Consider the following 18383-nt stretch of genomic DNA (forward strand, 5'->3'; position numbering starts at 1 on the left):
CTCAACCTGCCGGTCGCTCCACCGGCATCACGTTGTAGCGGCGCACTTCTTCCTGGCTCAGGCAATAGCGCGTCGAGGGGTTCTCCTTCGACGCCACCGCTTGCTGCTTGTACATGATCTCGGTCAGCAGCTTGCGGCTGATGCCCATACGGATCAGGAAGTCGTTATCCTCGCTCGCCAGAAGCGCGCTGGCCTGTTCGATCTCACCGATGAGGCGCGTGGTTTCCTCGGTGCCCTCGTCGACCGAAATCTCGATCACGTCGCGATCGCCCGTGTGCGTGAACATGTGGACCATGAACACGCCGCCCGGATCGACGAAGCGCCGGTCGCCGCCCATGAACACAAAGTTGCAGGCAGAAAAACACGTCCATCCCGCCGGAATTCGCGTGACCATTCCCGGATAGGAACGAATGACCTTGCCCGCGCGGTTGCCCGCCTCGGCGTCGCCCCCGCGCGACTTGAGCCAGACTTCCTCGATCCGCTCGTCCGCGTCGATCGCGCCCTTGAGCCGTTCAGGCAGCCGTGAATCGATGATACCGTCGGCGATCAGCACGCGCCTTGCGCCCTTGTCGGCAACGGTCAGGGTCATGGCCCGCGCCTGTCCCCAGTCCACCTTTTCAGGGCAGGTGGGGTTCTTGACGTCCATTATCGGTGGCTTGGTTGCTCCGGTCGTCAGCAGCAGCGAAAACGCCAGAAATGCGGGCCGCAGGGTCCGCATTCGTCAGGCCGCCAGAGCGTAGCGTGCCGAGCCCGGCGCACGGCACATGCGCTTGTTGGCGGTCGTCTCCTCGCCGTTCACGATGATCACGTCGGTCACCATGATGCACTGACGCCCCTCGCCGGCGCTGTCGGCGGGCTCGTCATTACGCGCGATGATCGTCGAGGTGCCCGACACGTTCTCGCGTGTGTTCGACGTCCATGAGGCCGTGCTGCCCACTTCCTCGCCCCGCGTTGCCTCAACCGTGGCCTCGGCCGCCTGCTTCTGCTCCTCGGGATCGAGGCGGCAGGCGATCGCATTGGTCAGGGTGTCGGCGACCTCGGCCGAAGGAAAGAAGCTCGAAACGCCTGCCGAACTGGCGACCCGGCCCAGGCCCTGGCTCAGAAATCCACCCAGCACGGACGATCCCGAACTCTTGCTCTTGCCCTTGGGACAGCCATCAGACGACTTGGCAGAGGAGGATGAAGCGCGCGGGATGGAGGGAATGCTGAACCCGCCGAATTGCGCCGAGGCCTGTGAGGCAAAAAGCGCCGATATGGTCAGCGCGCAAACCAGACGGCCTGCCGTGCGAAATGTCCGAGGGGCGCGCCTATTCATGCGAATCATCCTGCCTTGTGTTCCATGTTCCCGCGCCCTTACGCCTTCCAATGCTATCAGGGGTGTGATGTGCGTCAATCGCAAGCGGATATGCCGCGCGTGGCAAACGTCCGGGCGCAAAACGAAAAAGGCCGCCCGAAGACGGCCTGTTCGAAAAGGATGGTGGAGCCTAGCGGGATCGAACCGCTGACCTCCTGCATGCCATGCAGGCGCTCTCCCAGCTGAGCTAAGGCCCCATTATCCATCAGGTTCGCCCTGGGAGGCGGACCGTTCCGGCGGTGTCTCTCGCCGGGAGCCGCGCCTCTAAGAGAAGCCCTTGGCGCTGGCAAGACCATTTTTCGCCAGCCCGGATTTTTTTGCCGGGCAGCTGCAGGACCCGCGCGCAAACGCGGGCCCAGCTTGCATCAGACTTCGTCCTCGTCGCCGCTCTGGCCCGGGACGCCAAGATCGTCGTCACCGCCAAGATCGACGTCGTTGTCGGGCGAATCGCCGTCTTCGTCGATGTCGAGATCCTCGTCGGCCAGATCAACGTCAGGTGCGACGTCGACCTTCTCCTTCTGGATTTCCTCGTAGGGGATCGGCTGCTTAGACTTCAGCACCGGTTCGGCGGTCCATGCATACTTGCATTCGACGCAGGTGATCGGGTCATCCTTGCCCAGATCGTAGAAGCGGGTGCCGCACTTCGGACAGCTGTGCTTGGCGCCCCATTCCGGCTTGACCATGAAACTTCCTCAAGTCTGGCCCGGCGACAGGATTGGCCGGGCGGAGAAACTCTACGCTTGATGGGTCCGCGTCTTCGCGGAATCAAGAGAGGGCGCGCCTTGCCATAGGCGCGCCACGCTGTCAAAAGCCGCGCGCTTTTCCCTGTCATCTCCCTCGCGAAAGTTGATGAACACCGTGTCGTCCCACGATCTCGCCAGCAAGCAGCCTCGCCGCTTCACCGCCACCGGCCCGCTAAAGGGAAGGATTCGCGTCCCCGGCGACAAGTCGATCAGCCACCGGTCGATCATGCTGGGTGCGCTGGCCGTGGGCGAAACACGCGTCACCGGGCTCCTCGAAGGCGAGGACGTACTCTCCACCGCTGCCGCCATGCGCGCGATGGGCGCGACGATCGAGCGCGATGCAGACGCCATGTGGCACGTCCACGGCGTGGGCGTCGGTGGCCTGCTCCAGCCGCAGCAGGCGCTCGACATGGGCAATTCGGGCACGTCCACACGCCTGCTCATGGGACTGGTTGCCACGCACCCGATAACCGCCACGTTCGTCGGCGATGCCAGCCTCTCGAAGCGCCCGATGGGCCGCGTGATCGATCCGCTTTCGACAATGGGCGCGCAATTCACCGCCAGCCCAGGCGGTCGCCTGCCGCTGACCTTGCGCGGAATTTCGCCCGCCGTGCCGATCGAATATCGCCTCCCCGTCGCCTCGGCGCAGGTCAAGAGCGCGATCCTGCTGGCCGGACTCAACACGCCCGGCGTCACCACGGTGATCGAACCTGTACCCACGCGCGATCACTCCGAACGCATGTTGCGCGGCTTCGGCGCCGAACTGTCCGTGGACATTGCCGACGACGGCGCGCGCGTCATTCGCGTCACCGGCGAGGCGGAACTCCGCCCGCAGGACATCGTCGTCCCCGGCGATCCCTCTTCCGCCGCGTTCTTCGTCGTCGCCGCACTGCTGGTCGAAGGCTCGGACCTCGTGGTCGAGAACGTCGGCCTCAACCCCACCCGCGCCGCCCTGTTCGACGTGTTGCGCCTGATGGGCGGATCGATCGAGGAACTGGACCGCCGCGATGTCGGCGGAGAGCCGGTGGCAGACCTGCGCGTGCGGCACTCGGTGCTCACCGGGATCGACGTCGATCCTGCCGTGGTGCCGAGCATGGTCGATGAATTCCCGATCCTGTTCGTCGCCGCCGCGCTGGCCAACGGCCGCACGGTGACGACCGGCCTCGAAGAACTGCGCGTCAAGGAATCCGACCGGATCAGCGCCATGCATGCCGCGTTGACCCTGGCGGGCGCTACCGTCACCGAGATCGAAGATGGATTGATCATCGACGGCACCGGCGGCGATCCCCTCCCCGGCACAGCCGAGGGCGCCAGCGTCGTCACGCACCTCGATCACCGCATCGCCATGGCCATGGCTGTGGCCGGGATCGCCAGCCGCACTGGCGTGGAGGTGGACGACACCCGCCCGATCGCCACCAGCTTCCCCGTGTTCGAAAGCCTGCTGGAAAGCGTCAGCACAGCGGCATGAGTGCGACGCTTGCCAATATCTGCGGTTTTATCGGCATGGGCTGCATCATTTTCGCCTATGGTTATGCCACAAAGGCCGGAAGCCCAAATCCGTTCGTGCAGCATGGCGTCAATCTGGCCGGCGCTGCGCTGCTGACGGTGTCCCTGCTTTACAACATGAACCCGGCCTCGTTCGTTCTCGAATTCTTCTGGGCTTCCATCGCCATCTGGGGCCTCGTGAAGGCCTTCCGCGCGCGGGGTAACGCGAAATGATCATCGCTGTCGACGGTCCGACCGCCTCGGGCAAGGGCACCATTGCCAAGGCTCTGGCTGCGCATTTCGGACTGCCCCACCTCGACACCGGCCTGCTCTATCGCGCGGTCGGACGGCAAGTGTTCCTCACCGGCGGCAATCCCGACGATCCGACGGACGCCCTCGCCGCGTGCCATTTCGACGACGCGCTGCTGGCCGACCCGGACCTGCGCACCGAGGAAACCGGCGGATATGCCAGCCGCGTGTCGGTCCACCCCGCCGTGCGCGCCGCGCTGCTCGCGCGCCAGCAGGCCTTTGCCAACCAACCCGGCGGCGCGGTCCTCGACGGCCGCGACATCGCCACCGTCATCGCCCCCCACGCCGACGCCAAGCTGTTCGTGACCGCCAGCGTCCCGGCTCGCGCCCTGCGCCGCTGGATGGAAATGAAGGGCCTGGGGCTGGACGTGGACCGCGCCGAAATCGAAGCCGACCTCGAAGCCCGCGACGAACGCGACCGCAACCGCACAGAGGCCCCCTTGCGCCAGGCAGAAGGGGCGGTTTTGCTCGATACGTCGAATCTGGCGAAGGAAATGGCCGTGGCTACGGCGATTGCGCTGGTCGAGAAGCAATTGAGGGCGAAATCTCAACTACGATAACTTGATGAATATCCCCGCCCAGCACTTCGGCCCGTGCAAAGTCTGTAGAAAAATCAGGTGCATTCAGCCAACAGTGCGTTAGTACTGAATCGGCGCTCGCGTCATCTCAATGCGCGTAGGTGATCGAAACATTCGGCTCACCGGGACTTTTGACGACAAAGGCGTAACCGGAACTGGAGGCGTTGTGGCTTCCGTTGCCCTTATTCCCCTCGCAGGTTTCTTTACCACCGGAACGAGCGCGTTCATTGCCAGCGGCTCAGGGGTCAAGGGATTCCTGGATGAAGATATCGCTTTCCGCGCAACGATCACGGAACCGCGCGTGCTTGAAGTCCCCGCCTCTTCAGCTCCACCTCCAGAAGCCGTTGCCCCCGCTGCAACGCAACTCGCGGTCTAATGAGGTACGCAGGAAGTGGTAAGTGAAGACTAAGCCGCTTCCTGCCCGCCTTCGGGAACGCTTGCCGTCTGTGCGCAGTCCACAACGGTGTGAAAGACGCAAGTATCGCCGACGCCCTTGAGCGTGGTCATGCAGGGCGGTCCGAAGCTGGAACGGTCCGAAGCGCGCAGCCACGTGCTTTCCGAGATCGCGATGCCATTGATCGCGGCAGTGCCTTCGATGCGCGCAGCGATGTTCACCGTGTCGCCCCAGTAATCATAGGCCATCCGCGTCGCGCCGATAACCCCGCCGACGACCGGCCCCGAGTGGACGCCGACCCGCAGACCGACTTCGTCTACGCCTGCCACGCGGCGCAAATCATCGACGCCTTCGAGAACTGCATGGGCAAAGGCAATGGCGGCGTCGGCGCTGTTTCCAGTCGAAACGTTGCCGCCTGCAATCGCCAGATAGGCATCGCCCACGGTCTTGACCTTCTCCACCCCGAATTCCCGGGCGCAGGAATCGGCGTGGTTGAAGAAGGTATTGAGCAATTCGACGAGATGCCCCGGCGAGATGCGCTTGGCCAGTTTGGAGAAGCCCACCATATCGATGAAGATCACGCTCGCGTCCGAATAGGAGTCGGCCACAATCAAACCACCGCGAATGCGCGCCACTGCCGCCGATGGCAGCATGTTGAGCACCAGTTCCTCGTTGCGCTGACGCTCCGCATCAAGAGCATCGGCGAGCTGGAACGCCGACCTGCTGGTCCGTCCCACCGCAAGGTTGATTGCGATCATGATGAATGCGCCACTGCAATAACTCAGGATTGCATAGATCAGCGAGGACAGGTCCGGCCTCCCGGTCGCAACTTGCGCGATCCAGCCAAAGGCATCGCAAGTCATCCACGCGAGGAACAGTCGCGGACGCCCCGCGAGCGTCACAGCGGCAAAGGCGGTAATTACGAGCCGGTTGATCACACCTACCGCGTGGAGCGTGCTGCCATCGCCTTCCAGATGCTCGAACAACACCACGTTGATCCGCCCGACGAGCAAGGCCAGCACCAGCAATGCCGTAAAGTCGATCATCGGGTGCCGGATGTAATTCTGCCAGAAGGTGCCCGCGATATAGATTCCGCAGACCAGCAAGGCGGTGCCGAGCAGTATGGCCAGCGTCGCATTCTCCTCGGGCACGAGATAAACAGGGTTTACGATCGAATAGGCCAGCGCAACGACCATGAAGATCGCCCCATAGATGCGCACGAACGGCATGCGCAGCGCACGCGCGGTCTCATTGTAGCGCGCTTCGGTGGATGCATCGCCGAAACTGCTGAACACGCCGGGCTGCTCCATGATTTCCCCCTTATCGGCATGAACCATAGCACGGTGCGGTTAACGGGTTTTCCCCTTTGTTTCCTAACGCGGCGGCCTCCCCATTTTCCTTGCTTTTCACGCCCCCCGCGCCTAAGGGCCGCCGGTCCGACAGGCGCTTGCGTCTGCCCGGATACCCGCCATGGCATACGGCCCGGCGGGTGGCTCGGCCCTTTTTGGCCCACTTTCCGCATGGGGCGGACGAGTGGAGGAAAGACCGGCGGATTCAACCGCCAGGCCGGAAACATCGTTACAGGAAGCTCACAATGGCTACCAATCCCTCGCGCGACGATTTCGCCGCGCTGCTTGACGAAACGCTTGGCGGAGCCGCCAACGGTGGCTTTGAAGGCCGCGTCGTCAAGGGCACCATCACCGCCATCGAAAACGACAAGGCCGTCATCGACGTGGGCCTGAAGAGCGAGGGCCGCGTTGCCCTGCGCGAATTTGCCGCACCCGGCCAGCCGCACGGCCTCTCGGTCGGCGACGAAGTCGAAGTCTACGTCGACCGCGTCGAGAACGCCGACGGCGAAGCAATGCTCTCGCGTGACCGCGCTCGCCGCGAAGCCGCGTGGGACAAGCTCGAAAACGAATTTGGCGAAGGCAAGCGCGTCGAAGGCGTGATCTTCGGTCGCGTCAAGGGCGGCTTCACCGTCGACCTCGACGGCGCCGTGGCCTTCCTCCCTGGCAGCCAGGTCGACATCCGCCCCGTGCGCGACGTCACCCCGCTGATGGACATGCCGCAGCCCTTCCAGATCCTCAAGATGGACCGCCGCCGCGGCAACATCGTCGTCTCGCGCCGTGCGGTGCTGGAAGAAACCCGCGCCGAACAGCGCTCGGGCCTGATCCAGAACCTCAAGGAAGGCCAGATCATCGACGGCGTGGTCAAGAACATCACCGATTACGGTGCGTTCGTTGATCTGGGCGGCATCGACGGCCTGCTCCATGTCACCGACATGAGCTACAAGCGCGTCAACCACCCGAGCGAAGTGATCGCCATCGGCGATACCGTCAAGGTGCAGATCATCCGCATCAACCAGGACACCCAGCGCATCAGCCTCGGCATGAAGCAGCTGGAATCGGATCCGTGGGATGGCGTTGCCGCCAAGTACCCGGTCGGTGCGAAGCTCTCGGGCGTTGTCACGAACATCACCGAATACGGCGCATTCGTCGAACTGGAAGCTGGCATCGAAGGCCTCGTCCACGTTTCGGAAATGTCCTGGACCAAGAAGAACGTCCACCCCGGCAAGATCGTCTCGACCTCGCAGGAAGTCGACGTGCTGGTTCTCGAGGTCGACAGCGACAAGCGTCGCATCAGCCTCGGCCTCAAGCAGGCCCAGCAGAACCCGTGGGAAGCCTTCGCCGAAAAGCACCCGGTCGGTTCGACCGTGGAAGGCGAAGTCAAGAACGCCACCGAGTTCGGCCTGTTCATCGGCCTGGACGGCGACGTCGACGGCATGGTTCACATGTCGGACATCGCCTGGGGCATCTCGGGCGAAGACGCGCTGGCACTGCACCGCAAGGGCGAGCAGGTTTCGGCCGTGGTTCTCGATGTCGACGTCGAGAAGGAACGCATCAGCCTCGGCATGAAGCAGCTTGAAAAGGGCGCTCCGGCTGCCGGCGGTGCTTCGGCAGCTGCAACCGGTTCGCTGCGCCGCGGCGAAGTCGTCACCGTCACCATCCTCGAAGTCCGCGATGGCGGCCTCGAAGTGCAGGCTGGCGAAGACGGCGCGACCGGCTTCATCAAGCGCTCGGATCTGGGCCGCGACCGTGACGAACAGCGTCCGGACCGCTTCCAGGTCGGCCAGAAGCTCGATGCCATGGTCACCGGCTTCGATCGTTCGAAGAAGCCGAACTTCTCGGTCAAGGCGCGTCAGCTCGCCGAAGAGAAGGAAGCCGTGGAGCAGTACGGCTCGTCGGATGCCGGCGCTTCGCTGGGCGACATCCTCGGCGCCGCGCTGAAGGCGAAGCAGTAAGCTTCACCGCCTTCAAGGCACCGAACAAGCAAAAGTCCGTCCGGAGAAATCCGGGCGGGCTTTTGCTTTGTGCGGCAGACGCCGCTAGAAAGCCGGCATGACCCTGCAAATCCACCAGTTCCCCTGCCTGTCCGACAACTACGGCTTCCTCGTCCACGATCCCGCCAGCGGCGAGACGGCGTGCATCGATACACCCGATGCCGATGCCTACTTGCGCGAGGCCGAAGCGAAGGGTTGGCGCATCACCCAGATCTGGAACACCCACTGGCACCCCGATCATGCAGGCGGAAACGAGGCGATCAAGCGGGCCACCGGCTGCACGATTGTTGCGCCTGCCACCGATGCCGGCAAGATCACCGCGGTCGATCGCACTGTCGCGCAGGGCGATAGCGTCACCCTGGGTAGTTACACCGCCGAAGTGATCGACGTCGGCGGCCACACGCTCGGCCATTGCGCCTACCATCTGCCTGAGGCCTGTGTGGCCTTTGTTGGCGATGCGCTGTTCCCGCTCGGTTGCGGGCGCATGTTTGAAGGGACGCCCGATCAGTTCTGGGCCAGCCTTTCGCGCCTCAAGTCACTGCCCGCCGCCACGACGCTCTACAGCGCGCACGAATATACCCAGTCCAACGCACGCTTTGCCCTCTTTGCCGATCCCGACAATGCGGCGCTCGAAGCCTATGCCGCCAATGTCGACGCTCGCCGGGAACAAGGACAATGGACCGTGCCGACAACGCTTCAAGCCGAGCTTGCCGCAAACCCGTTCCTGCGCGCCGATGCGCCCGATATGGCCGAGCGCTGGGGCGGCAATTCCCCGGTCGAGACATTTGCCGCGCTGCGTGCCGCGAAGGACACTTTCCGCTGACGCCGATCCTGCTAAAGGAGAGTTGACCGGGGGAAGATGCGCGAATGCCGAGCGACAGGAAGATCATCCGAGTAACGTCGTTCGACGTCGCAGAAGCGGCAGGCGTCAGTCAGTCGACCGTGAGCCGCGCCCTCGCCGGCGATACGTCGATCAGCGAGCCGACGCGCCAGCGCGTGATCGAGGCTGCGCGCCGACTGAACTATCAGGTGGACGAAAACGCCGCTCGACTGCGCCGGGGCCGCACCGGCACGCTTGCGGTTGTGATGATCTGCCGAGAGGCGCAGGATCGCAAGGATATCAATCCCTTCTACTTCTCCCTGCTCGGCTCCACTTGCGCGGCTGCCTCGGCCAAGGGCTACGAGACATTGGTCTCGTTCCAAGATGCGCCCGAGAATTTCTGGGGCCATTTCCAGGAACGGCGAAAGGCCGATGGCATGATCGTGATCGGCACCACGACCAACACCAAGGCGTGGGACTATTTCCGCGATATGCCGCAGGGCACGCATTGGACCTGCTGGGGCTCGCCCGACAACGAGATGCCGTGGGTGCGCAGCGACAACCTGTCCGGCGCGATGCTCGCGACCCGCCACCTGCTCGTGCGCGGTTATAGCGACATCGTCTGCCTCGGCTCGGCCACGTCGCCCCAGCGCCAGTTCCAGGAGCGCTATGAGGGCTATGCCGAAGCCATGCGCAGCGCCGGGCAGGAACCACGGCTTGTACAGGTGGAATCAGGCCTCTCGCGTGAGGAACAGGGCCGCCGCGCCGCCATTGCCCTATGCGAGGCCGGCGCGCCGTTCGACGCAATCTTCGCCGTCTGCGACGAGATGGCGCTCGGCGCACTCAAGGAACTGACCGCGCGAGGTTATTCCATCCCCGATCAGGTGGGTATCATCGGCTTTGACGGCATCCGCGCCGGAGCATGGTCAACCCCGCCGCTCACGACGATTGAGCCCGACTTCCAGATGGCGGGAAGCCTGATGGTCGAACAGCTCCTGGCCAAGATCAGCGGCACCGAAGGCTCCGGCCGTCGCGTACCGGTCAAGCTGCTGATCCGGGGTTCGACGCGGGCCTGAGATCACATCACGGTCCAGCCAGCAGATCGACGACTATTCGGCCGAAAGTGCGGAGCCCACGTCCGTCTTTTCAAGAAATCCGGCTGACCGCTTATCGACGAGCGGGGCAGAGCTAGCCTTGAACGGACGCGGGGACTTCACTCCGTCGGCGTTCATGGATCAGTGCAATCAGCAGCCCGAAAATGCCGAACTGCACCCCAAGATAGCCCGTCTCCATGACCACAAAAAGGGGAGCCCCGGGAACCTCTTGCTTGGCCACGAGTGCCAGGACATGCGAAGTCCAGAAGAAGGTGCCGATCATCGCCGAAAACTTTAGGCCCCGCATGACAGGCGTGCCGGCGAACAAAACCCGAGGAAACAGTGCAGACAGAACAGCTCCTTGAATTACAATGGAAATAAACCCCAAAAGAATGTTCGGCTCGCCGCTGAAATAGCCAAAGGCTGCATATTTCTCCTTGAATAGAACAAGATGCCATACCACGGCTATTGGGAATGTGACGGCTGTGTAGGCCAATGTGCCGAGTACAATGTTTCCAACGCGCATGTGAGAACCCCGATACACTGACTGTCTATTCACGCGGCTTTTACATCACCGAATCGACCCTGGCAACGAATGGCGGGGCCCGGGTTGAAGAGGCCGCCCGCGACGTCACGCGGCCACCACTAACCGGTAGCCGACATCCCACGCCTCTTGCGAGAGAAGTCCTGCATGACGCTCTTGCCATTGCCCGGTCGACAGGTCGTCCCGCAGCCTTGCAAGGCCTGAATCGACGGACTCGCCCAAGGCCCAGAACGATGAACTGCCCTTGCGCAGCGCAGGGTCAAGATAGGCGTGCGGCCTGCGCCAGTAGGCGTAGAGAAAGCCGTCCGAGCAATCGTGCGGAACCAGCAACGGCATGACCTTCACTTGGCCTAGACACCGCTCGTAAAAGTCCATGGGCGGCATCTGGCGCTCGTCGAGGCATGCAAGCTCGGGCAGGTACTCAGTCAACCACGGGCGATGCGCCGGGTCGTAGGTAACGACAACAACGGGCCCGCGCGACACGCGTCGCATTTCGCGCAAGCCCGCTTGCTGATTCTGCCAATGGTGGATCGTCAATACCGCCATGGCTGCATCGAAGGCATTGTCGCCAAACGGCAAGGCCTCTGCAGACGCTTGCAAGGCGGGTGCGGCCCCGTCTCCACGCTTGCCGATCATCTCGGCAGACGGCTCTACCGCAGTCACCTCGCGATCATCCGGTTCGTAGGAACCAGTTCCGGCACCGACGTTGACGACACTACGCGCCGTCCCGAGCGCAGAACGGATCTGCAATGCTATGCGAGGATCCGGCTTGCGCAGGAGATCATAGCCCTCGCCGATCGTGTCATAGAGCGCCACCACCTTCTCCCTGCCTGCTCTGAGTACGGCCGAAGCCGGAGCCGACCATACCGAGGATCATTCCACAAACAAAAGCCCCTCCCGGCGCGGGCCGGAAGGGGCTTTTGTTCGGAAGCCGGTGAGACCAACTAGGCGATCAGTTCACGAGCCCCGCGATGGCGCCATCGACCAGCGCCTTGTCGGCTCCGGCGGAGTGGTTCTTGGCGATAAGCTGGCGTGCAGCGGCAGTTGCCGCTTCGGCAGCCTTGGCGCGCAGTTCGTCGACAGCGGCGCGTTCGGCCGCGCCGATCTTGTCGGCGGCCATCTTTTCACGGCGGCCGATCATTGCAGTCGCGTCGGTTTCGGCCTTGGCGACGATCGCGGCGGCCTCAGTCTTCGCGTGCTCGACCATCGATGCCGCATCCTTCTCGGCATTGGCGATCTTGCTTGCGTATTCGGCACGCAGCTTCTCGGCTTCGGCACGGAGCACCTTGGCTTCGTCGAGCTGCTTGCGGATCGCATCGATCTGCTTGTCGAGACCGCCGACAATAGCGCCTGGCACCTTCTTGAAAGCCAGGATGCCGAGGAAGATCAGCATCGAAAGCGCGACCCACGCGCCCGGCCCAAGGCCCAGCGCGGAAGGTTCGACGTGATGCTCGCCGCCCGGAACGGCATGTTCGACAACGGCGGTGGTGGCAGCGGCATTAGCCATGAGCGAGAACTCCCTTCACGGCGGCCTGTGCCTCGTCGGCAGGGATCGAAAGACCGGCGATGCGGCTCGCGATATCCTGCGCGGCTTCGGCGGCCACGCCTTCCACTTCACCCAGTGCGGCAGCGCGTGCTGCAGCAATGCGGGCTTCGGCGGCAGCCAAAGTCTCGTCGATGCGGGCCGATGCGACGGCGAGCGTCGCTTCGGTCTTCTTTGCGGCATCGGCCTTGGCAGCAGCGATCACGGCCTGGGCCTGTGCGCGCTGCTGGTTCGCCTGGACGCGCCAAGCCTCTTCTTCGGCATCGGCGGCGGCGCGCGCGGCTTCTGCCGCAGCGAGATCGTCGGCGATCTGCTTGTCGCGGCCATCCATCGTGGCCATGACCTTGGGCACCATGCCCCGGCCGATCACGAAGAAGACCACGCCGAAAAACACCAGCAGCCAGAAGACCTGGCTGGAATAGGTGCTGGCAAGCTGTTCAATCTGAGGCATCGCGGGTGTCCGGGCGTCAGGCGGCCGGGGCGAACCCCGGCCAGCATTTCAACAATCTGTGAACTTCGAAGCGCTTAGGCGACGAAGATCAGGATCATCGCGACGACGAACGACAGCAGGCCGAGAAGTTCAGCAGCCGCGAAGCCGATGAACAGACGACCTTGCTGGCCGTCGGCAGCGCCCGGATTGCGCAGCGCGCCTTCGAGGAACTTGGCAAACACGTTGCCCACGCCGAGCGAGGCAAGACCGGCGCCAACAGCGGCGAGACCGGCTCCGAGCAGCTTTGCGCTTTCTGCGTCCATGTCAAAAACTCCCTTTTCTCAAATCCGTATGGGACCATCGTCCCAAATACTGGTGGCCAAAAATCGATAGGTTGCAGGTATCAGTGAAGGTTCTCGGCGTCATTCAGATAGACGCAGGTGAGCAGGGCAAAGACATAAGCCTGAATGCCCGCCACCAGAAGTTCCAGCGCGCAGATGCCGATCATCAGCAGGAAGCTCGGCAGTGCAGCGAGGAAGAAGATGCCTACCCCGGCGTTGGTGCCGGAGATGACGAAGCCCGAGAGCACTTCAAGCAGCACGTGGCCGGCCATCATCGCCACAAAGAGTCGAAGGCCAAGGCTGAACGGACGCACCATGAACGAGATCAGCTCGATCGGGAAAATGATCGGGATCATCGCAACGGGCGTACCGTGCGGCACGAACAGCGAGAAGAAATGAAAACCATGCTTGGCAAAGCCGACGCCGAGCACGATGGCAAAGCTCATGATCGCGAGAACGCCGGTCACCGTAAAGTGGCTCGTGGCGGTGAACGGGTGCACCCCGACCAGCGCCAGCGGCATCAGGCCGAGCATGTTGGCAAACAGGATGAACGCGAACAGCGAAAAAACGTAAGGCAGGTACTTGCGGCCCGCCTTGCCGATGTTCGCCTGCAGCAGGTTGTCGACGAAGCCGGTAAGCCCCTCGACCGCCATCTGCCAACGACCGGGCACCAGCTCGCGCTTGGCACCGCCTGCGACGAACACGATCAGCACGACCGTGGTGATCGCCATCCACAGCGCCGAATTGGTGAAAGCGATGTTGTAACCGCCGATTGCCCAGTGATCGGTCCCGAAAAGGGTCTCGATCGTGAACTGGTGAACCGGATCGACCTTGCCTTCGGCCACGCGCAAAACCCCGTTACACTCGAATACAACAACAGCGCCCTTATTCGGGGCGCCGGCTCGAAATTCGGATGATGTTCCGGAACGCCACTACGACACCCATGAACAACATCACCAGCAACCCCCAGGGGCTCGTCCCGGCGAACTGGTCGATGACCCAGCCGATGAACGCACCACCTACAAGACCCCCGATCAGTTCCGCCAGCACGCGGTTGCCGAGGCGATAGTTCGCGTCGGTTTCTCCGCCTGCCTTTGGCCGGTTGCGTTCATCTTCGCGCTCTCGAAGGGCTTTCAGCCGCTTGTCGAGCGCGTCGATACGCGCATCCTCGCCGATGGGCTCCATCCCGGACGGTTCATCATCCATGCCAGTCCCCTGTCATTCTTCCCGGCCGAAGCCAGTTGCCCGACAAAAAGTGCAGCACAAACGACGGAGGACCGCCGAGGGCGCCGCCCCCTTAGGCGGGGGGTACATTCGAGTCAACCGCTACGGACCGGTCATGCTCCAAGGTATGAGACGAAAAGCAAATGCCCTCCCCCACGGTTGTGGAGAAGGGCGAAAATGCGTCGGCGATTCGTATGCGAACGCTGCGTCAGGGGCAACGCGAATCACGCAGCGGCGGTCCGTTGCCGCGGGTCTGCCACGAACCATCGGGTGCCTGGTACTTTTCGCCCGGCTTGGTCTGCGCAATGAGCAGGCAACCCGATGTCAGCGCGTATTCCTCGACGGTTGCCTTGTTGGCCTGGGCCTTGTCGGCGTAGACCGCCTTGCGTTTGATGTTGATGTCCTCGACCACGGCGCGCAGCGAGGCCGCCGGCGGCGTCACATAGCCGAGATAACCGTCCATCTTCTCGCCGACCTGCCCCGCGGCGCGCGCGGCGGCATAGGCCGGATCGCGCGCCTGCGCATAGGCCCCCACAGGTGCCAGCGCGCCGAGCGCGAGGCCGGAAGCGGCGATCGTCATCATGCAATTGCGAACAGTGAACTTCGCCATCTGCGTATTCCCAATCATGTCACGGGCCATCAGAAGATGCCCGGGTTCTCGTCGATCGTGTTGCCCGCGTCTGCCGCGAGCCGGTACACGACCTCCTGCTTGATGTTGATGTTGAGCTCGATGACGATGGGCTTGTCCGGTGCCTTGACCGAAATGCATCCCCCCGTCGCCAGCCCCGCCAGCAACGGCAGCGCCAGCAGGCCGCGCCGCCACAATCGTGTTCCGGTCTCCCTCATCTGCATGATCGTTGCAGGCTTCGTGGATCGGGTCAATTGCAGGCTCCTCATGGCAGGTTTGCGCTTTCTGCAGGCTGAATGGTCGAAGGCGTGCGGGGAAGGACAATCACCGGCGACCGCCCGGCCGCACGCCGTTGGTGAGGCGCTGCACCGGTCGGCCGTTGGCGTCGACCAGACCCAGAGTGCGCGGGTCCTTCACGAACGACGGATCGTACATCGCCTTGAACGAGGTGATCAGCTGGTAGAACGGGGCGCGGATATTGACGTTGAACTGGATCGGCAGATTGGCCACCTGCTTTGTGATGAAATTGCTCTTCGTGCCAGCGCCCTGCTTGACCCCGCCGAACTTCACGTTGGTCACGATCTCGCCTTCCAGATCGCCGCGCATCGCGATGGTCATCGTCCGGTAATCAAGCGACTTGAGAGCATCGAAGGCAAAGTTCGCCATCGCGCCCATGTTCTCGTAAGTCAGCGCGCCAACGTAAGAAACGTTACCCCCGGGCGGACGCGAAACAAGCGTGCCTTCCTCGATCCGCCCGCCATCTGCGTCGAACACCAGCGGGAATTGGCCGTCGAAGATGCCGGTTGCCGCTAGATTGCCCAGTTCCATTCTCTCGAGGAATTTGGCCGCATCGAGGCCAACGATCGTCAGCGTGTAGCGCCGTGCTTCGGCCACACCGAGACGCAGATCTGTCGGCTCAAGCTTCAGCGTTCCGCCAAGGAAGGGCCAGTTCGCCTCGTGCAGGCGCAGCACCTGATCCGGAAGCAGCGACACATCAACGATCCCGTCAGTAACCTCGATTCCCGGATTGATCGAGGCAACTTTCAGCTTCTGATGCGGCGCAGTGACCATGCCCAGCAGGTCGGTGAATTCGAGCGAACCCGAAAGCCCCCGCACAGGACCGAAGGCCGCGGCAAGGTCCATAGCCTCGGTCCCGAAGCGGCCAGAACTCGTCACGCCGCGCGCGTTCCAGTCGATCACGCCGGTTCCCCGCACGGTGCCGGAGGTATTGGCGACCACGCCGAGGGCAAGCCGCGTCAGGTCCGCAGGTTGGAACGCCTTGTCGAACATCAGGCCATCCACCGCTATGTCAGCATGCCCGCGACCGGAGGCCAGATCATGCTTGATAGCGGTGCGACCAACCTCACGCGAAGACTTCGCTTCTTGCAGCAAGGCATTGGCCGTGATGCGATTGTCGGCCAGTGTCAGCGTCGCGCCTTCGCTGCGCAATTTTTCGAACCGCGCCGGATCGAGCCGATCGGTCAGATCGAAGCCCACGCCCGACAGAACCAGCGCGCCCTTGGCATAGCGCCAGTCCCCGGCGGCGTTGCTGACATCGAGAGGGACTGCGGCAAGTCGCGCATCGACGCCGCCAAAACGCCCGGTAAAGTCCTTGCCCAGCCGCGCATCGAGTTCGGAGAGCTTCAGATGCGTGGCGGTTGCCGCTGGCCCGAGCGTGACTTCGACCGCCTTGGCGTTGAGCACGCCGGGCCAGGCAAAGCCGACCGCGCCTGTCCGTACGACAAGCGGAGTCTCGCCCAGCCGACCAGAAAGATCGAGCGAAGGGGTGCCTGCAGCCACGCGCAAACCGCCCGGACCATGGCGCACGATCGCAGTGCCTCCCGGAGGACACAGGTTGAGCGTGTTGCCGTCGACCGCCATTTCGCCCAGCACCAGCCGATCAAACCGCGCACTCACGCAGCGCTTCCACAGCGCCAGTTCCCCGCGCGAACCATAGGCGCCGTTCACAGGCAGCACGAGATTCTGGACCGAACCACCCGGAATCGCACCCGAAACGCGCGCGCTTCCGGAAAAGCCGATCGACCCGTCGGCCACTTGCGCAATCATCATTTCGGGGATCGCGATCGACCCTCTTTGCGCGCGCCAGGGCGCCATGGTCAGCCGGAAAAGCGCCTGCCCCGCACGCCCGCGCTCCATGCGCCCGATGATGTGCGGAATCCCGTTGCCGCCGGTTGTGAAGTTGCCCGCAAGGCGTGGCGGTCGCTTGTCGCCCCCGCTGGCCATCTGGAAACGCGACAAAGTGAGCAGCGCTGCGCCGCTGCCCCCGGTCAGTTGCGCCTGCGGGACCACCAGCGACAGACCTGCGCCACCATTGCGCCGCAAAGCGATTTCGCCCGAAAGCCGACTGCCGCGCTCTTCGCGCCTGAGCGCCCCGCGCAACTGGGCCAGCATCGGGCCAAGAAGCGTGCCAACAGAGGCCGTCTGCGCATCGGCCAGCGCGCCATCCAGCGCCGCGCCCTGGCGCAGCCCTTCGCCATTGAGGCTTCCGCGAAATTCCGCCTTCTCGAAACCGTTGCGTGCCTTGACCAGACCTTCGACGCCAAGCAGACCGACACTCACGCCGCCGCTGCGCACGCTCCCGGCATTTGCCTCGACGCGCCCGGTGAGCACGCGATCCCGCCAGCCAAGTCGGGCATCCAGCGCGAGCGATTCGGCAGAGGCACCCGGGAGGACAAGTCGCTTGCCGCGCACATTGGCATCGCCTGCAAAACCGGTCAGCCCCTTGTCGGCTCGCAGATCGATCTGCGCGGTCATCGCACCTGCGCTTACTCCGCCGGTGCAGGACAGTCCGGCGAGCCGCAGTGGCCCGGTCAGCGACGGTCGCTCGTCGCGAATGGCGATCTTGCCGAACAGGCTCGCGCCATCGCTCGTACAGCCAGCACCGGCAAGGCGCGGCGCAACGGCTGCCAGCGTCCCGGAAAAGCCGTTCTGCAACGCCCCGCTACCATCGAGTTTCAGCCCGATCTTGCCGAATCCGGTCAGCATCAATCCGCGGCCATCCTCGACCGCAAGCTTCAGCTTGGGCAGCGCGAACGGCTCATTTTTCCTGCGGGGTGCAAACAGCACCTTGTCAAGCGAACCGAAGCTCAGCTTTCCATCAAGATATTGCCCGTAAACCCTTGGGCGCACGAGCCTGACCGAACCGATGACCGGCGTGCCAAGGCGATACTCGATACCCACCAGCACGCGCTCCACCGTCAGGTCCGGACGCCTGGGATCCCCAACGACAAGATTGCGCAGGACTTGCGTCCCCGGTCCGATCGATTCGATCTCATAGGTGGCGGGCAAGCCGTAAGCCCGAAGTTGTCCTGCGATGACCCGGTCGGCCAGCTGGTTGCGCGAGAGCCACAGCCCCCCGCCTGCAACCAGCGCAATGGCAAGCGCGGGCACGGCGATGCGGCGCCAGCGTAGCCGCGGCCTTGTTGACTCGGGGACTGGCGGCGCGTCGGATTCCGCCATTTCGAAACGATCTGCCATCTGCCCCCTTCTTGCGCACTACCCCCGCTTCGGCAATGCACGGCACTGAACGCACGAC

At 63.5% G+C, this 18383-nt stretch carries 20 protein-coding genes and 1 tRNA gene; 6 read left to right on the top strand and 15 right to left on the bottom strand.

All coding sequences use genetic code 11. The features are described from left to right. Position 1 precedes the first annotated feature (1 nt). The 4 genes from AC2A04_RS11290 to AC2A04_RS11305 form a co-directional block, all read right to left on the bottom strand. Positions 2-718 (bottom strand): COG3904 family protein, encoded by a 717-nt coding sequence (locus AC2A04_RS11290; RefSeq protein WP_484212440.1) that lies wholly within the window; start codon positions 716-718, stop codon positions 2-4. A 3-nt stretch (positions 719-721) separates the two neighbouring features. Then, on the bottom strand, positions 722-1315 hold the full coding sequence (locus AC2A04_RS11295; RefSeq protein ID WP_484212441.1) for a hypothetical protein: 594 nt from the start codon (positions 1313-1315) through the stop codon (positions 722-724). A 160-nt stretch (positions 1316-1475) separates the two neighbouring features. After that, positions 1476-1551 (bottom strand) — tRNA-Ala (locus tag AC2A04_RS11300). Positions 1552-1719: 168 nt separating this feature from the next. After that, the gene (locus AC2A04_RS11305) at positions 1720-2037 is read right to left on the bottom strand and encodes an FYDLN acid domain-containing protein (RefSeq protein ID WP_484212442.1); all 318 of its coding nucleotides are present in this window, start codon (positions 2035-2037) and stop codon (positions 1720-1722) included. Between the two features lie 166 nt (positions 2038-2203). Here AC2A04_RS11305 and aroA point away from each other — a divergent pair, with 166 nt between their 5' ends. The 3 genes from aroA to AC2A04_RS11320 are packed head-to-tail and all read left to right on the top strand — an operon-like array spanning position 2204 to position 4451. Beyond that, a complete protein-coding gene (gene aroA, locus AC2A04_RS11310) occupies positions 2204-3565 on the top strand; it encodes a 3-phosphoshikimate 1-carboxyvinyltransferase (protein WP_484212443.1) in 1362 nt (453 codons plus the stop codon). After that, positions 3562-3816, top strand: a complete 255-nt coding sequence (locus tag AC2A04_RS11315; RefSeq protein ID WP_484212444.1) for a CBU_0592 family membrane protein — start codon at positions 3562-3564, stop codon at positions 3814-3816. Before aroA ends, AC2A04_RS11315 begins: the two co-directional genes overlap by 4 nt. Further along, positions 3813-4451 (top strand): (d)CMP kinase, encoded by a 639-nt coding sequence (locus AC2A04_RS11320; RefSeq protein WP_484212445.1) that lies wholly within the window; start codon positions 3813-3815, stop codon positions 4449-4451. The genes AC2A04_RS11315 and AC2A04_RS11320 overlap by 4 nt, the downstream gene beginning before the upstream one ends. 423 nt (positions 4452-4874) lie before the next feature. On the opposite strand, the gene AC2A04_RS11325 is transcribed toward AC2A04_RS11320, so the two are convergent. After that, positions 4875-6173, bottom strand: coding sequence for an adenylate/guanylate cyclase domain-containing protein (locus tag AC2A04_RS11325; protein WP_484212446.1), 1299 nt, complete (start codon positions 6171-6173; stop codon positions 4875-4877). A gap of 284 nt (positions 6174-6457) precedes the next feature. Here AC2A04_RS11325 and rpsA point away from each other — a divergent pair, with 284 nt between their 5' ends. The 3 genes from rpsA (at position 6458) to AC2A04_RS11340 (ending at position 10099) form a co-directional block, all read left to right on the top strand. Beyond that, a complete protein-coding gene (gene rpsA, locus AC2A04_RS11330; RefSeq protein ID WP_484212447.1) occupies positions 6458-8164 on the top strand; it encodes a 30S ribosomal protein S1 in 1707 nt (568 codons plus the stop codon). A gap of 97 nt (positions 8165-8261) precedes the next feature. Continuing rightward, positions 8262-9026 (top strand): hydroxyacylglutathione hydrolase, encoded by a 765-nt coding sequence (gene gloB, locus AC2A04_RS11335; protein ID WP_484212448.1) that lies wholly within the window; start codon positions 8262-8264, stop codon positions 9024-9026. Between the two features lie 44 nt (positions 9027-9070). Then, a complete protein-coding gene (locus AC2A04_RS11340) occupies positions 9071-10099 on the top strand; it encodes a LacI family DNA-binding transcriptional regulator (RefSeq protein WP_484212449.1) in 1029 nt (342 codons plus the stop codon). Between the two features lie 112 nt (positions 10100-10211). On the opposite strand, the gene AC2A04_RS11345 is transcribed toward AC2A04_RS11340, so the two are convergent. The 10 genes from AC2A04_RS11345 to AC2A04_RS11390 all read right to left on the bottom strand — a co-directional run bounded on the left by AC2A04_RS11345 (position 10212) and on the right by AC2A04_RS11390 (position 18325). Continuing rightward, positions 10212-10643: a hypothetical protein gene (locus AC2A04_RS11345; RefSeq protein ID WP_484212450.1), complete on the bottom strand. Its 432-nt coding sequence runs from the start codon at positions 10641-10643 to the stop codon at positions 10212-10214. Positions 10644-10748: 105 nt separating this feature from the next. Further along, positions 10749-11477, bottom strand: a complete 729-nt coding sequence (locus tag AC2A04_RS11350) for a class I SAM-dependent methyltransferase (protein WP_484212451.1) — start codon at positions 11475-11477, stop codon at positions 10749-10751. A gap of 136 nt (positions 11478-11613) precedes the next feature. Continuing rightward, the gene (locus tag AC2A04_RS11355) at positions 11614-12168 is read right to left on the bottom strand and encodes a F0F1 ATP synthase subunit B family protein (RefSeq protein ID WP_484212452.1); all 555 of its coding nucleotides are present in this window, start codon (positions 12166-12168) and stop codon (positions 11614-11616) included. Further along, positions 12161-12655, bottom strand: coding sequence for a F0F1 ATP synthase subunit B family protein (locus AC2A04_RS11360; protein WP_484212453.1), 495 nt, complete (start codon positions 12653-12655; stop codon positions 12161-12163). Before AC2A04_RS11360 ends, AC2A04_RS11355 begins: the two co-directional genes overlap by 8 nt. A gap of 74 nt (positions 12656-12729) precedes the next feature. Beyond that, positions 12730-12957, bottom strand: coding sequence for a F0F1 ATP synthase subunit C (locus tag AC2A04_RS11365; protein ID WP_011444975.1), 228 nt, complete (start codon positions 12955-12957; stop codon positions 12730-12732). A gap of 80 nt (positions 12958-13037) precedes the next feature. Then, positions 13038-13820: a F0F1 ATP synthase subunit A gene (locus AC2A04_RS11370; RefSeq protein WP_484212454.1), complete on the bottom strand. Its 783-nt coding sequence runs from the start codon at positions 13818-13820 to the stop codon at positions 13038-13040. Positions 13821-13860: 40 nt separating this feature from the next. After that, positions 13861-14181 carry an AtpZ/AtpI family protein gene (locus AC2A04_RS11375; RefSeq protein WP_484212455.1) on the bottom strand — a complete coding sequence of 107 codons (321 nt, stop codon included), beginning with the start codon at positions 14179-14181 and terminating at the stop codon, positions 13861-13863. Between the two features lie 226 nt (positions 14182-14407). Beyond that, entirely contained in the window at positions 14408-14809 is a 402-nt protein-coding gene (locus tag AC2A04_RS11380) for a YdbL family probable chaperone protein (protein ID WP_484212456.1), read from the bottom strand. Between the two features lie 29 nt (positions 14810-14838). Beyond that, entirely contained in the window at positions 14839-15045 is a 207-nt protein-coding gene (locus tag AC2A04_RS11385; RefSeq protein WP_484212457.1) for a YnbE family lipoprotein, read from the bottom strand. 106 nt (positions 15046-15151) lie between these two features. Beyond that, positions 15152-18325 carry an intermembrane phospholipid transport YdbH family protein gene (locus AC2A04_RS11390; protein WP_484212458.1) on the bottom strand — a complete coding sequence of 1058 codons (3174 nt, stop codon included), beginning with the start codon at positions 18323-18325 and terminating at the stop codon, positions 15152-15154. Between the last annotated feature and the right edge of the window lie 58 nt (positions 18326-18383).

Source organism: Novosphingobium sp. HNCC26DJ243 (assembly GCF_057180545.1).

Coding starts and splice junctions, on each gene's coding strand:
- AC2A04_RS11290 (WP_484212440.1), bottom strand. CDS start 718: ATGCGGACCCTGCGGCCCGCATTTCTGGCGTTTTCGCTGCTGCTGACG.
- AC2A04_RS11295 (WP_484212441.1), bottom strand. CDS start 1,315: ATGAATAGGCGCGCCCCTCGGACATTTCGCACGGCAGGCCGTCTGGTT.
- AC2A04_RS11305 (WP_484212442.1), bottom strand. CDS start 2,037: ATGGTCAAGCCGGAATGGGGCGCCAAGCACAGCTGTCCGAAGTGCGGC.
- aroA (WP_484212443.1), top strand. CDS start 2,204: ATGAACACCGTGTCGTCCCACGATCTCGCCAGCAAGCAGCCTCGCCGC.
- AC2A04_RS11315 (WP_484212444.1), top strand. CDS start 3,562: ATGAGTGCGACGCTTGCCAATATCTGCGGTTTTATCGGCATGGGCTGC.
- AC2A04_RS11320 (WP_484212445.1), top strand. CDS start 3,813: ATGATCATCGCTGTCGACGGTCCGACCGCCTCGGGCAAGGGCACCATT.
- AC2A04_RS11325 (WP_484212446.1), bottom strand. CDS start 6,173: ATGGAGCAGCCCGGCGTGTTCAGCAGTTTCGGCGATGCATCCACCGAA.
- rpsA (WP_484212447.1), top strand. CDS start 6,458: ATGGCTACCAATCCCTCGCGCGACGATTTCGCCGCGCTGCTTGACGAA.
- gloB (WP_484212448.1), top strand. CDS start 8,262: ATGACCCTGCAAATCCACCAGTTCCCCTGCCTGTCCGACAACTACGGC.
- AC2A04_RS11340 (WP_484212449.1), top strand. CDS start 9,071: ATGCCGAGCGACAGGAAGATCATCCGAGTAACGTCGTTCGACGTCGCA.
- AC2A04_RS11345 (WP_484212450.1), bottom strand. CDS start 10,643: ATGCGCGTTGGAAACATTGTACTCGGCACATTGGCCTACACAGCCGTC.
- AC2A04_RS11355 (WP_484212452.1), bottom strand. CDS start 12,168: ATGGCTAATGCCGCTGCCACCACCGCCGTTGTCGAACATGCCGTTCCG.
- AC2A04_RS11360 (WP_484212453.1), bottom strand. CDS start 12,655: ATGCCTCAGATTGAACAGCTTGCCAGCACCTATTCCAGCCAGGTCTTC.
- AC2A04_RS11365 (WP_011444975.1), bottom strand. CDS start 12,957: ATGGACGCAGAAAGCGCAAAGCTGCTCGGAGCCGGTCTCGCCGCTGTT.
- AC2A04_RS11375 (WP_484212455.1), bottom strand. CDS start 14,181: ATGGATGATGAACCGTCCGGGATGGAGCCCATCGGCGAGGATGCGCGT.
- AC2A04_RS11380 (WP_484212456.1), bottom strand. CDS start 14,809: ATGGCGAAGTTCACTGTTCGCAATTGCATGATGACGATCGCCGCTTCC.
- AC2A04_RS11385 (WP_484212457.1), bottom strand. CDS start 15,045: ATGAGGGAGACCGGAACACGATTGTGGCGGCGCGGCCTGCTGGCGCTG.
- AC2A04_RS11390 (WP_484212458.1), bottom strand. CDS start 18,325: ATGGCAGATCGTTTCGAAATGGCGGAATCCGACGCGCCGCCAGTCCCC.